The sequence below is a fragment of the Ruegeria profundi genome (genome assembly GCF_020171505.1).
GTDB classification, from domain to species: Bacteria; Pseudomonadota; Alphaproteobacteria; order Rhodobacterales; family Rhodobacteraceae; genus Ruegeria; species Ruegeria profundi.
The window spans coordinates 702,204-714,547 of record NZ_JAIUZS010000003.1 but is presented as its reverse complement, the minus strand read 5'-3'; the positions used below and the strand labels follow the sequence as shown (position 1 = coordinate 714,547).

Annotated in this window: 13 protein-coding genes and 1 riboswitch; of the genes, 8 read left to right on the top strand and 5 right to left on the bottom strand. The window is 57.7% G+C overall.

What is annotated here, in order from left to right; all coding sequences use genetic code 11:
• Positions 1-93 precede the first annotated feature (93 nt).
• Complete coding sequence (gene metZ, locus LCM21_RS09460; protein WP_224890371.1) at positions 94-1,284, bottom strand: O-succinylhomoserine sulfhydrylase; 1,191 nt, start codon at positions 1,282-1,284, stop codon at positions 94-96.
• Positions 1,285-1,349: 65 nt separating this feature from the next.
• A riboswitch (SAM riboswitch) is annotated at positions 1,350-1,427 on the bottom strand.
• Between the two features lie 247 nt (positions 1,428-1,674).
• Here metZ and LCM21_RS09455 point away from each other — a divergent pair.
• Both LCM21_RS09455 and LCM21_RS09450 read left to right on the top strand, forming a co-directional pair.
• Positions 1,675-2,496 carry an alpha/beta hydrolase gene (locus LCM21_RS09455; RefSeq protein ID WP_224890370.1) on the top strand — a complete coding sequence of 274 codons (822 nt, stop codon included), beginning with the start codon at positions 1,675-1,677 and terminating at the stop codon, positions 2,494-2,496.
• Between the two features lie 26 nt (positions 2,497-2,522).
• A complete protein-coding gene (locus LCM21_RS09450; protein WP_224890369.1) occupies positions 2,523-3,212 on the top strand; it encodes a glutathione S-transferase N-terminal domain-containing protein in 690 nt (229 codons plus the stop codon).
• Between the two features lie 12 nt (positions 3,213-3,224).
• On the opposite strand, the gene LCM21_RS09445 is transcribed toward LCM21_RS09450, so the two are convergent.
• Positions 3,225-4,310: a Hint domain-containing protein gene (locus LCM21_RS09445; RefSeq protein ID WP_224890368.1), complete on the bottom strand. Its 1,086-nt coding sequence runs from the start codon at positions 4,308-4,310 to the stop codon at positions 3,225-3,227.
• A 118-nt stretch (positions 4,311-4,428) separates the two neighbouring features.
• Positions 4,429-4,830, bottom strand: a complete 402-nt coding sequence (locus tag LCM21_RS09440) for an OB-fold nucleic acid binding domain-containing protein (protein WP_224890367.1) — start codon at positions 4,828-4,830, stop codon at positions 4,429-4,431.
• Positions 4,831-4,957: 127 nt separating this feature from the next.
• Here LCM21_RS09440 and LCM21_RS09435 point away from each other — a divergent pair, with 127 nt between their 5' ends.
• Together LCM21_RS09435 and LCM21_RS09430 are read left to right on the top strand one after the other, a co-directional pair.
• On the top strand, positions 4,958-5,281 hold the full coding sequence (locus LCM21_RS09435; protein WP_068334513.1) for a 2Fe-2S iron-sulfur cluster-binding protein: 324 nt from the start codon (positions 4,958-4,960) through the stop codon (positions 5,279-5,281).
• Positions 5,281-6,027, top strand: coding sequence for an FG-GAP repeat domain-containing protein (locus LCM21_RS09430; protein WP_224890366.1), 747 nt, complete (start codon positions 5,281-5,283; stop codon positions 6,025-6,027). Before LCM21_RS09435 ends, LCM21_RS09430 begins: the two co-directional genes overlap by 1 nt.
• A gap of 92 nt (positions 6,028-6,119) precedes the next feature.
• On the opposite strand, the gene purD is transcribed toward LCM21_RS09430, so the two are convergent.
• On the bottom strand, positions 6,120-7,382 hold the full coding sequence (gene purD, locus LCM21_RS09425; protein ID WP_224890365.1) for a phosphoribosylamine--glycine ligase: 1,263 nt from the start codon (positions 7,380-7,382) through the stop codon (positions 6,120-6,122).
• A 75-nt stretch (positions 7,383-7,457) separates the two neighbouring features.
• On the opposite strand from purD, the gene xseA reads away from it, so the two are divergent.
• Entirely contained in the window at positions 7,458-8,951 is a 1,494-nt protein-coding gene (gene xseA / locus LCM21_RS09420) for an exodeoxyribonuclease VII large subunit (RefSeq protein ID WP_224890364.1), read from the top strand.
• Between the two features lie 7 nt (positions 8,952-8,958).
• Here the strand turns inward: xseA and LCM21_RS09415 are convergent, their stop codons facing one another.
• Complete coding sequence (locus LCM21_RS09415) at positions 8,959-9,354, bottom strand: hypothetical protein (protein ID WP_224890363.1); 396 nt, start codon at positions 9,352-9,354, stop codon at positions 8,959-8,961.
• 126 nt (positions 9,355-9,480) lie between these two features.
• Between LCM21_RS09415 and LCM21_RS09410 the strand changes: the two genes are divergently transcribed.
• The 3 genes from LCM21_RS09410 to LCM21_RS09400 all read left to right on the top strand — a co-directional run bounded on the left by LCM21_RS09410 (position 9,481) and on the right by LCM21_RS09400 (position 12,330).
• Positions 9,481-10,119 carry a lysoplasmalogenase gene (locus LCM21_RS09410; protein ID WP_224890362.1) on the top strand — a complete coding sequence of 213 codons (639 nt, stop codon included), beginning with the start codon at positions 9,481-9,483 and terminating at the stop codon, positions 10,117-10,119.
• Between the two features lie 58 nt (positions 10,120-10,177).
• The gene (gene ftsY, locus LCM21_RS09405; RefSeq protein ID WP_224890361.1) at positions 10,178-11,341 is read left to right on the top strand and encodes a signal recognition particle-docking protein FtsY; all 1,164 of its coding nucleotides are present in this window, start codon (positions 10,178-10,180) and stop codon (positions 11,339-11,341) included.
• Positions 11,342-11,427: 86 nt separating this feature from the next.
• Entirely contained in the window at positions 11,428-12,330 is a 903-nt protein-coding gene (locus LCM21_RS09400; protein ID WP_224890360.1) for an EamA family transporter, read from the top strand.
• Positions 12,331-12,344: the final 14 nt, after the last annotated feature.

Genomic DNA, 12,344 nt, shown 5'->3' with positions numbered 1-12,344 from the left:
CGTAATCATTTAGGATCAAGATTGGACGGGGTTTTATGGCCGAACCAGATCAGGGCGCCCCAAAGCGGTTCAACCGCTTCAGGGCCGCACATATCACTTTTGCGACGCGTCCAGTGCCTGCTTGATATCAGACAGCAGATCGCCTGCGTCCTCCAAACCGACAGACAGGCGGATCAGGCCGGGCGTGATACCCAACTCAGCTTTCTGATCGTCACTTAAGCGCTGATGGGTGGTTGTGGCGGGATGGGTCGCTATCGACTTGGAGTCACCGAGGTTGTTGGAAATAATCGGAATTCTCAGCGCGTTCAGAAAGGCAAACGCCGCCTTTTTCCCGCCCTTGATATCCAGGGACAGAACCGTGCCGCCCTTACCACCCAGCTGAGTCTGCACCAGCGCATTCTGGGAATGGGTTTTCAGCCCCGGATACAGCGTCCGCTCTAGCGCGGGGTGGCCTTCAAGTGCCTCAGCAACGACCTGGGCGGTATCGACCTGTGCATTGACCCGCAGGGCCATTGTCTCAAGCCCTTTCAACATGATCCAGGCGTTGAACGGGCTCAGCGCCCCGCCAGTGTGCTTAAGGTATGGCTCGACTGTGCCACGAATAAAGTCCTTGGTGCCGAGGATGACACCACCCAGAGCCCGCCCCTGCCCGTCAATATGTTTGGTCGCTGAGTACACAACCACATCTGCCCCCTGTTCAATCGCGCGGGAAAACACCGGAGTAGAGAAAACATTATCCACAATCACCACTGCCCCGACCTCATGGGCCAGTTTCGCAACCGCAGCGATGTCAATCACTTCAAGCGTCGGGTTCGACATGGACTCAAAGAAAACCGCCTTGGTATCCGGACGGATCGCTGCCTTCCACTGCGCAAGGTCGGTGCCATCAACAAAACTCACATCCACGCCGAAACGGGTCAGAATATTTTCAACGATGTAAAGGCACGACCCAAACAGTGCTTTGGCGGAAACAATATGGTCTCCGGCCTTCAGCATCGAAGTCAGCGCGCCGTTGACCGCCGCCATGCCAGACGCGGTTGCAAAGGCATCCTCGGCCCCCTCCAACGTGGCAATGCGCTGTTCGAACATCGATACTGTTGGGTTACCGTAGCGGGCATAAATGAACTCATCCGGGCCACATTCCAGAAACCGAGCCTCAGCCTGCTCTGCATTTTCATAGACGAACCCTTGGGTTAGGAAAATCGCCTCACTGACCTCGTTGTACTGGCTGCGGCGGATGCCACCATGGACGGCTTGGGTGCGTTTGTTCCAGCTATCGCTCATATCTTTCCTCTCGGCCCGTGTCTGGCACGGGCATCAAAAAAACCCCAGACGCGGTCAAGCGAAAGGGGCCTTTCATCCTGACCTTTTAGCGGTTTCGTTTAGCGTGGCCCGCAATCCGGTAACAAATCGCCACGTAGTGATGTTGCCATTACGCCGCATGCGCGAACGCGTCAAGCCTGACAGGGGCAACGTCACGGTTCTGTAACTGTCCTTTCACCAAAGCGTCATAGCGTTATGACACACGTGCACCACAACATCTTGTATAAGGCAGAGCAGATGCCAGTGATCAGGATCAACGCCACCGGCGAAACGTGCACCCTGCACCGCAGCCCACGATCTCCGCGCAGCGTCCTTCGGCAGACGCGTGACACGCCTGGACCGGTTATCATCATGACTCGTGGGTACAAGTATTGCCCTGATCATGTCAGGGCTTGCCCGCACGCTCGCATTCTGTCGCTGCACCCGATGACCATGCACAGGCCTTGCTCAAGCTGGCCGCAACCATTGGGGTTCGGGTCAGGCTTTGACGACGAAGGCCTTGGCATCGCATTTGGTTGGAATGCACAGGGGCCGTTGTGGGTTGCGCATCGCCGCGCGGCACAGGCGGGCCGCGCACTGGCCGCCCTGATCAGAGACCTGCGCGACCTGAATCCAAAACGTCCAATTCATTTCATCGGGCATTCGATGGGTATCGAACTCGCGGTCGAGGCATTGCACCATATCGCGCCCGGATCGCTGAATCGCATTATCTCGATGACCGGTGCGGCCTATCAGAGCCGGACGTTGCGCGCATTGCAAACACCCGCGGGCCAGCAGGCCGATTTTATCAACGTGACCAGCCGGGAAAACGACCTGTTCGATTTCTTGTTTGAGTGGTTGATACAACCGCCGCAACGCGGTGACCGAAGCATAGGCACCGGGCTTCACGCACCAAACGCAGTAACCTTGCAAATCGACTGTGGCCGAACGCTTGACCACTTGTCGCGCCTGATTTTCCCTATAGCAGCCGCACAGCGCCGCGTTTGCCATTGGTCCAGCTACACGCGCCCCGGAGTGCTGCGTGTTTACAACGCTTTGCTACGCCATCGTGACCGACTGAGCCTGTCTCAGTTACAGAGCAGCTTGCCCACAAGCCCAACCCGTCGGTGGTCACGGCTTTTTGCCCTGCCCCGCCCAGAAGGCATCTTGCCGTTTGCACAGAAAGCTTCATGATCGCCCTCCAACCCCAAGGAGATATCATGATCGAACTGTACTTCTGGCCCACGCCGAATGGCTGGAAAGCATCCATCGCTTTGGAAGAGATGGAGCTGCCCTATACCACCCACCTGATCAATATCGGAAAAGGCGACCAGTTCGACCCTGAATTCCTGAAGATCGCCCCCAACAATCGGATGCCCGCCATCGTAGACCCTGATGGCCCGGACGGTGCTCCGATCTCGGTCTTTGAAAGCGGTGCGATCCTGATGTACCTCGCCCGCAAAACTGGCCGCTTTTATGGCCAGACCCAGCGAGAGCGTATCGCCGTCGAAGAATGGTTGATGTGGCAGATGGGCGGCCTCGGGCCGATGGCTGGCCAGGCGCATCATTTCCTGAAATACGCCCCCAACATGGATCCTCCGCAAGATCTGCCATACGCCAAGGACCGCTACCGCACCGAGGTCGGGCGCCTTTATGGCGTACTCGACCGGCGGCTGACCGAGAATGAATATGTCGCGGGCGATTTCTATTCCATCGCCGATATGTCGATCTGGGGATGGGCGAGCTTGTGGGAAGGCCAGCAGCAAACTCTTGAGGATAAACCCAACTTTGCCCGGTGGTTAGAAACGGTCAGCGCCCGTCCCGGGGTACAAGCCGGGCGCGCGCTGCACGCAGAGTTGCGCGGCGACCATAGCAGCAAGCAAGCTCAGGACAATTTGTTCAAACGCTGACGCGCCCAATACCTACTGGACGTAGCGTGATACCAACAGCTTGGCCTCGTGTTTGCACAAAACCTTGGCCGCTGTTGGGCCGTATTCCGGACGTGACACATCAGAAAGATCAGGAAAGAGTTCCAACAGCTCTAAGCGGCTTTGATGCTCCATTCCGCTTAGGGCGATATCACCCGGAAACAGGCTTTCGGTTTGAGCTCCGTTGGACATCACGATTTCGTGCTCATCAAAGATGAAGTGATAGTAAGATACCCGCTGTGCGTCGGCCACTACGTCGACGCCGTGAAGGCCCAACAGGAATTTTGCCGGCACCAGCACCTCAGCCTCTTCGAACAGCAACTGCATATCTGCTGCGGGCATCAGAATGCGGTGATTTGGCGACACGAAAAGATCGCTGCTAGGCACACCTTCAGCCAATGCTCCTTTTGCAATCCGTATCGGTCTCAGATGAAGTGCGTCCGCGCGTGAAACGTCAACGATGCGGGATCCAATCCAACGGATTTCTTTTGCCTGCCCATCTGCCGTTACGACCAGATCGCCAACCTTTAGATCTTCGACAGCGGTTTCACCTTTGGGTGTTTGGATCAATGTGCCCTGAACAAAGCACGGCACATCAACAAGCGCAGTTGGGTCCGTGGTGTCCGGCGCGTTATTGGGACCAACGTCTGAGGTAACATACGGATAAGCGACCCCCGGAACCAAAGGTTCAGACGTCACGTAACCGGCAATCACACCGTCGACTTCTACACTGTAGAAATTGATTGTGCCCCCTTCCGGTGTCGTGAGCTCATACGTTGCGCCAAGGTATATATTGCCGCCCGGGGTCAGCCCCGGAATATTGTTTCCATCAATGTCGGTTACTGTCCCTTGTTGGGTTTCGTCATTCCCCATGTTGAAAAGGATACTGTCACCGTTGAAATCCGTGCCATTGTCCGGATCTCCATTCGCAAGCGGCCCCGGTCCCGCTTCATCTTCGACATTGAAGACGCGGCGGTCCTCGCCTGGGTCAAAGCTCGCGTCCAGCATGAGTATTTCTTGGAACGACCCCACCCCCAGAACAATATCAGGTGCGTATCCGATGTAGGAATAAGTAGCCATTTCGACCTCAGACGCAGTTACAACAGAAGCTCTCACCAAGTGAGCTGTTAACACTATACAGCACTCTTTTTTCAGCTTAAGTAACTGTTTTGTTTTATATTATTATGCTTCTATTTGATTATGTTTTGTTATTGTCCGTAGAGGCCCGCGTGCCCTCTTCCTGTACCAGCACATCCAGCATCCCCGAGATATCCTCGATCTCTTCCGCGATCACATGGGTCACCGAATGCGCCCGCTGCATCTGCCCCGTAACCCGCAACAACCGCCCCGAGATCACTGCACGACGGAAGCGTTCATAGATCTTGCGCCAAACCACCACATTCACGATGCCAGTCTCATCCTCAAGCGTAAGGAAGATCACCCCTTTAGCCGTCCCCGGCCTCTGCCTCAGGATCACCAGCCCGGCCACGGCAACGCGCGCGCCCTCGGGCGGGTCGTCCAGCCGATCCGAGGGCAAACAGGCGGGTGGGCGCGGCCAGTCCCGGTGCGATGCCGCAGGACGATGAGTGACAACAAGCATGAGAACAAAAATAGAACAAACAGCAGGAAAGTCCAGACACGGCGCGATGAGTCGCAAATGAGGCTGGAAAGACCTATTTGCCTTGACTAAGGAAGAAATCGACAAACGAAAAAGGAAGACGCACGCAATGGCAAAGATCACCTATGTCGAGCATGGCGGTACCGAACACACAGTCGAAGTCGCCAACGGACTGACCGTCATGGAAGGAGCCCGCGACAATAACATCCCAGGCATCGAGGCCGATTGCGGCGGCGCCTGCGCCTGCTCGACCTGCCATGTCTATATCCATCCCGACTGGGTCGAGAAAATCCCAGCCAAGGATGATATGGAAGAAGATATGCTGGACTTTGCCTATGAACCCGACCCGGCCCGCTCGCGCCTGACCTGTCAGATCAAGGTCACGGACGAGCTGGATGGTCTGGTCGTGCAGATGCCTGAAAAACAAATCTGATGCTCTCCAAAGCGCCGCGTCTGCCGACCCGCTTGCGGCGGGTGCAGGTCCGCGGCGCCGTGCTGGCAATGTGCACTTGGTTGGCGGGGATAACACCTGCCGTTGCTGATGGCATGACTCATGCCCGTTTTACAGACCCCACCACACGTTATGCTCATGGCGTGTTGGGCGACACCATCGAGTATGGCGCGCTGGAGCTGACGGTTCAGGGCAAAACGCTGCGTATTCAATTGCCACCCGACAGGGTCTTTGAAGACCTTCAGCCGCGACTGGTGGATATGGACTTAGATGGATCCTCAGAGGTCATCGTCGTCGAGTCTCAGGACAGTACAGGCGCGCAGCTCGCAATCTATGACAGCACTGGCGACAAAATCGCTGCGACGCCCCATATCGGCACCCGGTTTCGCTGGCTCGCCCCAATCGGAGCCGCCGACCTGGACGGCGACGGACATGTCGAGATTGCTTACATCGACCGTCCTCATCTGGCAAAAACCCTGCGCATCTGGCGCTTTCAGAACGGAAGATTAACGGAAATTGCCACCCTGCCCGGCCTTACCAATCACCGTATCGGCCAGGACTTCATCACCGGTGGCATCCGGGATTGCGGTCGTGGCCCCGAACTGATTGTCGTCAGCGCCGATTGGCAGCAGATCGTCAGCGTCAGCTATCTTCAGGGTTGGACAACCGAGGTTCTGACCTCGTTTAACCCTCAATCAATGAAACAAGCCCTAAAATGCTCAGGTTGATAGCGCTCGCAGCCCGCATCAGCGGGCTGCCCGGCCCAAGGCCTTTGGCGATGCATCTTTGATGCAGCGTCAGGGCGCGGGAGCCTTTCAGCTCACAAAGCCCGCCAACCAATATCGCGCCGAAAGAATCCATCGGGCCAATCAATCCCGTCCACGGCTGCATAGGCCCGATCCCGCGCCTCCTGCAAAGTGTTCCCGCGCGCGGTGACGTTCAATACACGACCACCCGACGCCACGATTTGTCCGTCAGAGGTTTTGGTTCCGGCGTGAAACACCATGTTTCCGCTATCTTCAACCAGACCGTCCAACCCCTTGATCACACTGCCCTTCTGATACGATCCGGGATACCCATTCGCCGCCATGACCACGGTAAGCGCGTGATCGTCCGCCCAATTTACGCGCGCTTCGCTCAACCGACCCTCAGCCGCAGCGTGCATCAAGTCCATCACCTGCGCGCCAAGACGCATCATCAAAACCTGGCACTCAGGATCGCCAAAGCGCACGTTGTATTCGACAAGGCGCGGCTGGCCGTCCTTGATCATCAAACCGGCATATAGAACACCCTGAAACGGCGTGCCGCGACGCTTCATTTCTGCAACGGTGGGCTTAATAATCTCCTCCATCGCGCGTTCTTCGATCTCAGCACTCAGCACGGGAGCTGGAGAGTAAGCGCCCATACCACCGGTGTTCAAACCCGTATCGCCCTCGCCCACGCGTTTATGATCCTGTGCGGTGCCAACGGACAGGATGTCCTCGCCGTCGCACAACACAAAAAGCGACGCCTCTTCACCCTCCATGAATTCCTCAATGACGACCTCAGCCCCTGCGCCGCCAAAAGCGCCGCCAAACATATCGTCGATGGCTTCCAGAGCGGTTGCTTCGTCCATCGCCACGATTACACCCTTGCCAGCGGCCAGACCATCGGCCTTTACCACGATCGGCGCACCCTGCTTACGGATATAAGCTTTCGCAGGTTCGGTTTCGGTGAAGCGCGCATAAGCTGCGGTTGGCGCACCCGACGCGTCACAGATTTCCTTGGTAAAGCTTTTTGAGGCCTCCAACTGCGCCGCCGCGGCTGACGGGCCAAACACCAGCACACCCGCTTCACGCAGGCGATCGGCCACGCCCGCGGCCAAAGGTGCCTCGGGGCCGACAATCACGAAATCAATGGCGTTTTCTTCGGCAAAGCTGACAACCGCGCCGCCATTCTCGATATCCAACGCCGCACAATCCGCGATCTGCGCGATCCCGGCATTGCCCGGCGCAACGATCAAGCGGTCACATTTGGGGTTTTGCATCACCGCCCAGGCCAGACTGTGTTCTCGCCCACCACTGCCGAGAATAAGGATATTCATGAACGCACTCCGATCTGCTTGGCCTCGCCTTTCGGGCGTTCTAAGCTGGCCGGACATTTGACACAAGGCGCTGAAATGTCCGACCTGCTAGACGACCCCATTCCCGGCCAAAATACCCCTGAATACACAGTTTCCGATATCTCGGGCGAGGTGAAACGGACGCTCGAAGGTGCATTCGGGCGAATCCGCGTCCGAGGTGAAGTTGGTCGCGTGTTCAAGGCGCGGTCGGGTCATCTTTATTATGACATCAAGGATGATCGGAACGTGCTGGCCTGTACAACGTGGAAAGGTCAGATTTCGGGCTTGTCCGTCGTACCGGAAGAAGGGCTTGAAGTTGTGGTCACCGGACGGCTGACCGCCTTTGGAGCACAGTCCAAATACAACCTGAACGTCGATGAGGTCGCCGTTGCCGGGCAAGGCGCGCTGATGGCACTGCTGGAAAAGCGCAAGAAACAGCTTGAATCTGAGGGGCTGTTCGCGCCCGAGCGCAAAAAGCCCTTACCCTATCTGCCGCAGATTATTGGCGTCGTGACCTCTCCGTCAGGGGCAGTGATCCGGGATATTCTGCACCGGCTGCGCGACCGATTTCCGCGCAAGGTGCTGATCTGGCCAGTGGCTGTACAGGGATCGAACTGCGCGCCCGAGGTCGCCAATGCAATCAGTGGTTTCAACCAACTGACACCCGGCGGAGCGCTACCGCGCCCTGATCTTATCATCGTCGCCCGCGGCGGTGGATCGATCGAGGATTTGTGGGGGTTCAACGAAGAAATCGTTGCACGCGCTGCAGCGGCTTCGGACATCCCACTGATCTCGGCCGTGGGGCATGAGACCGACACGACCTTGATCGACTATGTCTCGGACCGCCGCGCGCCTACCCCCACAGCCGCTGCCGAACTGGCCGTACCTGTGCGGATGGAATTGCTGGCCTGGACAGGCGAACAAGGCGCGCGCCTATCCCGAGCCGCAACGGATGCGGTTCAACGGCGGTCTCAGCGCCTGCGCGATCTGTCCCGTGCATTGCCACGCCCAGACAGCCTGTTGAACACCCCCCGGCAACGGCTTGATTTAATTGCAGATCGCTTGACGCCTGCGTTAGAGCGCGGGATCCAGAACCATCACCTTCAAGTTGTGAAACTTTCCGCCCATCTGCGCCCGTCAACCCTGCGCAATCTTGTGACAAGCCGTCAGGAGGCCGTGCGCAACCTGTCCTCACGCCTGTCTTTGCGTCCTATTCAGCGTGAAATCAAACTGCAGCGTCAAACCCTCTCGCGTCTGGGTGAGCGTTTGGACACAGCACAGGCGACACGGCTGGATCGGATGCGGCAACAGTTGGATGCAACCGACCGTCTGCGCGAAACGCTTAGTTACAAGGCGACGTTGCAGCGGGGATATGCGGTGGTACGGGCTGACGATCACGTCGTCACGACGAAAGCTGAGGCCGTAAAACACAGCGCGCTTCAGATTGAGTTTGCCGACGGCGTGTTGAACACTGACCAATCTGCAGCGCCCCGACCATCTCAAAAGAAACCGTCCAAAAAGGATGCACCGGATCAGGGTTCGCTGTTCTGACGACGCCTCAAACCCCGACATCAGGCCCGTAGCAGATCATCTCCTGGTCGATATCTTCAGCCTCGTAGAGTTCCGTGTCCTCCGGGTCGCCCTCAAACTGCGCGACCAGGCCAGTTCCTGACTGCCGGAAAACCCAGCATTGGGGGTCAAGCCGGTCTTCATAGATGAAACAGATTTGGTCGCCCTGCTCGTACCAGACACCTTCTTTGCAATCGCCGTCCAGAAACGACCAGATCACGCGACGATTGGGCAAATAGCGCTCGACCCCGTAGACCTGCCCATCGAAGCCGTAAAATAAAGTCTTGCCTTGCGTATAGTCATCGAATTCCGCACCCGACAGCGCGGATTGGGCTGACGCAGAGTACGCCGGCAAAAGGAAAAGAATCGCAAAAGCTCTGAGCATGGACGCATTGTGTCAGAAGCATTTGCCCAGTGCCAATAACCAATTCCGCAAAGCCACTTGCCTCGACGTCACAGGTTGAGGGGAATCAACTGCGCGTCGCAAGCTGTTGAAAAGCTGGAGGTATACATGACAACTGTCCTTTTCTGGCTCGCAGCCGCCTGCGCCTTGGCCTACCTGCCATTGTCGCCTCGCCCCGCCAGCGTATTGAGATCCGTGTTAAAGACCGCCTCAGTTGCTTTGCTGGCCGTGATTGCGCTGGTGGATTCCGCTCCGTTCCTGTTGGCGCTTGCATTGCTTCTATGCGCCACTGGTGACGCGTTGTTGTCTCGGGAAACAGACAACAGTTTCATGGCAGGAATAGGTGCTTTTGCCGGGGGTCACTTGGCATATATCGCCCTGTTTCTGAGCCACCCGGCTAGCGATCCGTCTTTGATTTTCAGCAAGCCCGCATATTTCTGGTCGCTGATCATCCTTGGTATCGTTACTGCCACCCTGCTTACCCCGCGCGCCGGAGACCTCAAAGCGCCCGTTCTAATCTACATCCCGATCATTCTGGGGATGGGCATAACCGTTCTGGCCTTGCCCGAAAGCGGGGCTTTGCGTTGGGCCCTACCCGCTGCATCTGCATTCATCGCGTCCGACCTTATCCTGGCGGCTGAGAAGTTCCTTCTCCCACCCGACCACCGCGCCCGCAGGATCACGCCCTATATGATCTGGCTGCTGTATCGGGGGGCGCAGGCCGGTTTGCTGATCGCGTTCCTCTGACCCTTTGCAACTGCCGCAAATCCGCATTAGGTGAGGGGAACACCTGCGGAGACCAAAAATGGCGTTTTTCTCAAAGCTCAAGGATAAGCTCTTCAAATCCTCGTCCCGCCTCGAACAGGGGCTTGAAGCCATAGTCGAGGATGGTGGCGAGGAAACAACCGCGCCAGATCCGATCATCCCCGAGCCTGAGCCGCAGCCGGACCCTGTGCCGGAGGTTCCGCAACCAGTACCCGAAGGTCCGGAGCCCGCGCCAATTCCAGAGCCGGTTGAGGTCCCCGACCCTGCACCGGTTGATCCAACGCCTGCGCCTCCGCCACCCGAAGCGGCACCCTCCAAGGGGGTGCTGGGCCGATTGTTTGGCCGCAGCGAAGCCAAAACTGCTGTGCGTCGCACCCTTGACGATGACATGCTGGAACAGCTCGAAGAGTTGCTTATCGCATCGGATATGGGCGTAGATACTGCCCTTCGCGTCACCGCCAACATGGCTGAGGGGCGCTATGGTCGCAAGCTCTCAACGCAGGAAATCAAGCAGCTTTTGGCACAGGAAGTCGCCCGCGTCATGGAGCCGGTGGCAAAGCCCCTTCCCATCTATGCAAAGCGCCCACAGGTGGTGCTGGTCGTTGGGGTGAACGGATCGGGCAAAACCACCACGATCGGCAAGCTGGCCAGCCAGTTCAAGGCGGCGGGCAAAAAGGTTGTGATCGCCGCCGGAGATACCTTTCGCGCTGCGGCGGTTGAACAACTACAAGTTTGGGGTGAGCGCGCGGGTGTTCCCGTATTGACTGCGCCCGAAGGATCAGACCCGGCCAGCCTTGCCTTTGATGCACTTACTAAAGCACAAGAAGACGGCGCCGACCTGCTGATGATAGATACTGCGGGCCGCCTGCAAAACCGTGCTGACCTGATGGAAGAGCTGGCCAAGATCGTCCGCGTCATCCGCAAGAAAGACGAATCCGCGCCACACAACACCCTGCTGGTGCTCGACGCCACCACAGGCCAAAACGCTCTGAGCCAGGTGGAAACCTTCCGCAAGCTGGCCGACGTTTCGGGCCTCGTGATGACTAAACTGGACGGCACGGCCAAAGGCGGTGTTCTGGTCGCATTAGCTGACAAATTCGGTCTGCCCATCCACGCCATCGGAGTCGGAGAGCAGATTGACGACCTCGCCCCTTTCGACCCCGAAGAATTCGCCGCCGCGCTTACTGGTTTGGACCAAAACTGATCCCCCCTTCATCTGGCTGAAAATATCCTCGGGGGTCTGGGGGCAGACAGCCCCCAGCCTCTCTACCTAGCGAAAAGACCCGACACTTGAGCGACTGGCTGATCTCTCTCGAAGGCACGGAAGCAGGCCATCAACTCGCCCTTGGGCTCGCCCTGTCGGCTGCGTTCCTGCACGCGGTCTTCGGCGCTCTGCAAAAGGGCCGCCATGATCCATGGCTGTCCCGCGGGGCAATCGACGCGTGCTATTGCCTGATGGCTGCGCCCTTCGCCTTTTTTGTGGTGCCATGGCCAGAACCTTACATGTGGCCCATCTTCGCCGTCGTCTGGCTGATCCACATCGCCTATAAAACCCTGCAAGCGATGGCCTATACCAAAGGCTCTTATACCGTCGTCTATCCCGTTGTCCGCGGCACTGGCCCTCTGTTCACTGTGATCGGTGCCTATCTGCTTTTCGGGGAAACCTTCACCGGCACGCAATGGTTCGGCGTGGCCGTTCTGTTGGCCGGGATCTTTGGCCTCGCCGCCTACAACTTCCGCTTTCTGGAAACCAACCGGGAAACGCTTGGTATCGCGCTGGTGCTGGCCGTTACTACCGGACTTTTCGTGGCACTTTATACAACCTACGACGCCTACGGCATCCGCGCCACGGCTGACCCGTTCACCTTCCTGGCGTGGTTCTTCATGATCGACGGCGCGGCGATGCCGTTCTACGCGTTCCTCAGATGGCGCGCGATGATCTATCGTCCGGCTATCGGTCCTTTGATGCTGCGCGGACTTGTCGGCGGCATTATCGCCCCCATGTCTTTCGGGGCTATCATGATGGCCACTAGGCTCGACAAAGTTGGCGAGGCCGCGGTTCTGCGGGAAACCTCGACCGTGTTTGCCGCTCTGATTGGATGGCTGGTGCTGAAAGAAACCGTTGGGCCAAGGCGCATTGCGCTGATGGCATTGATTGCATCAGGCGCCGTAATAGTTGAGATAGGCGGGTAAGCAGCAGGAAAAAC

Bases quoted from the DNA above. Each gene is read 5' to 3' on its own strand.
- metZ (WP_224890371.1), bottom strand. From the start codon at position 1,284: ATGAGCGATAGCTGGAACAAACGCACCCAAGCCGTCCATGGTGGCATC.
- LCM21_RS09455 (WP_224890370.1), top strand. From the start codon at position 1,675: ATGACTCGTGGGTACAAGTATTGCCCTGATCATGTCAGGGCTTGCCCG.
- LCM21_RS09450 (WP_224890369.1), top strand. From the start codon at position 2,523: ATGATCGAACTGTACTTCTGGCCCACGCCGAATGGCTGGAAAGCATCC.
- LCM21_RS09445 (WP_224890368.1), bottom strand. From the start codon at position 4,310: ATGGCTACTTATTCCTACATCGGATACGCACCTGATATTGTTCTGGGG.
- LCM21_RS09440 (WP_224890367.1), bottom strand. From the start codon at position 4,830: ATGCTTGTTGTCACTCATCGTCCTGCGGCATCGCACCGGGACTGGCCG.
- LCM21_RS09435 (WP_068334513.1), top strand. From the start codon at position 4,958: ATGGCAAAGATCACCTATGTCGAGCATGGCGGTACCGAACACACAGTC.
- LCM21_RS09430 (WP_224890366.1), top strand. From the start codon at position 5,281: ATGCTCTCCAAAGCGCCGCGTCTGCCGACCCGCTTGCGGCGGGTGCAG.
- purD (WP_224890365.1), bottom strand. From the start codon at position 7,382: ATGAATATCCTTATTCTCGGCAGTGGTGGGCGAGAACACAGTCTGGCC.
- xseA (WP_224890364.1), top strand. From the start codon at position 7,458: ATGTCCGACCTGCTAGACGACCCCATTCCCGGCCAAAATACCCCTGAA.
- LCM21_RS09415 (WP_224890363.1), bottom strand. From the start codon at position 9,354: ATGCTCAGAGCTTTTGCGATTCTTTTCCTTTTGCCGGCGTACTCTGCG.
- LCM21_RS09410 (WP_224890362.1), top strand. From the start codon at position 9,481: ATGACAACTGTCCTTTTCTGGCTCGCAGCCGCCTGCGCCTTGGCCTAC.
- ftsY (WP_224890361.1), top strand. From the start codon at position 10,178: ATGGCGTTTTTCTCAAAGCTCAAGGATAAGCTCTTCAAATCCTCGTCC.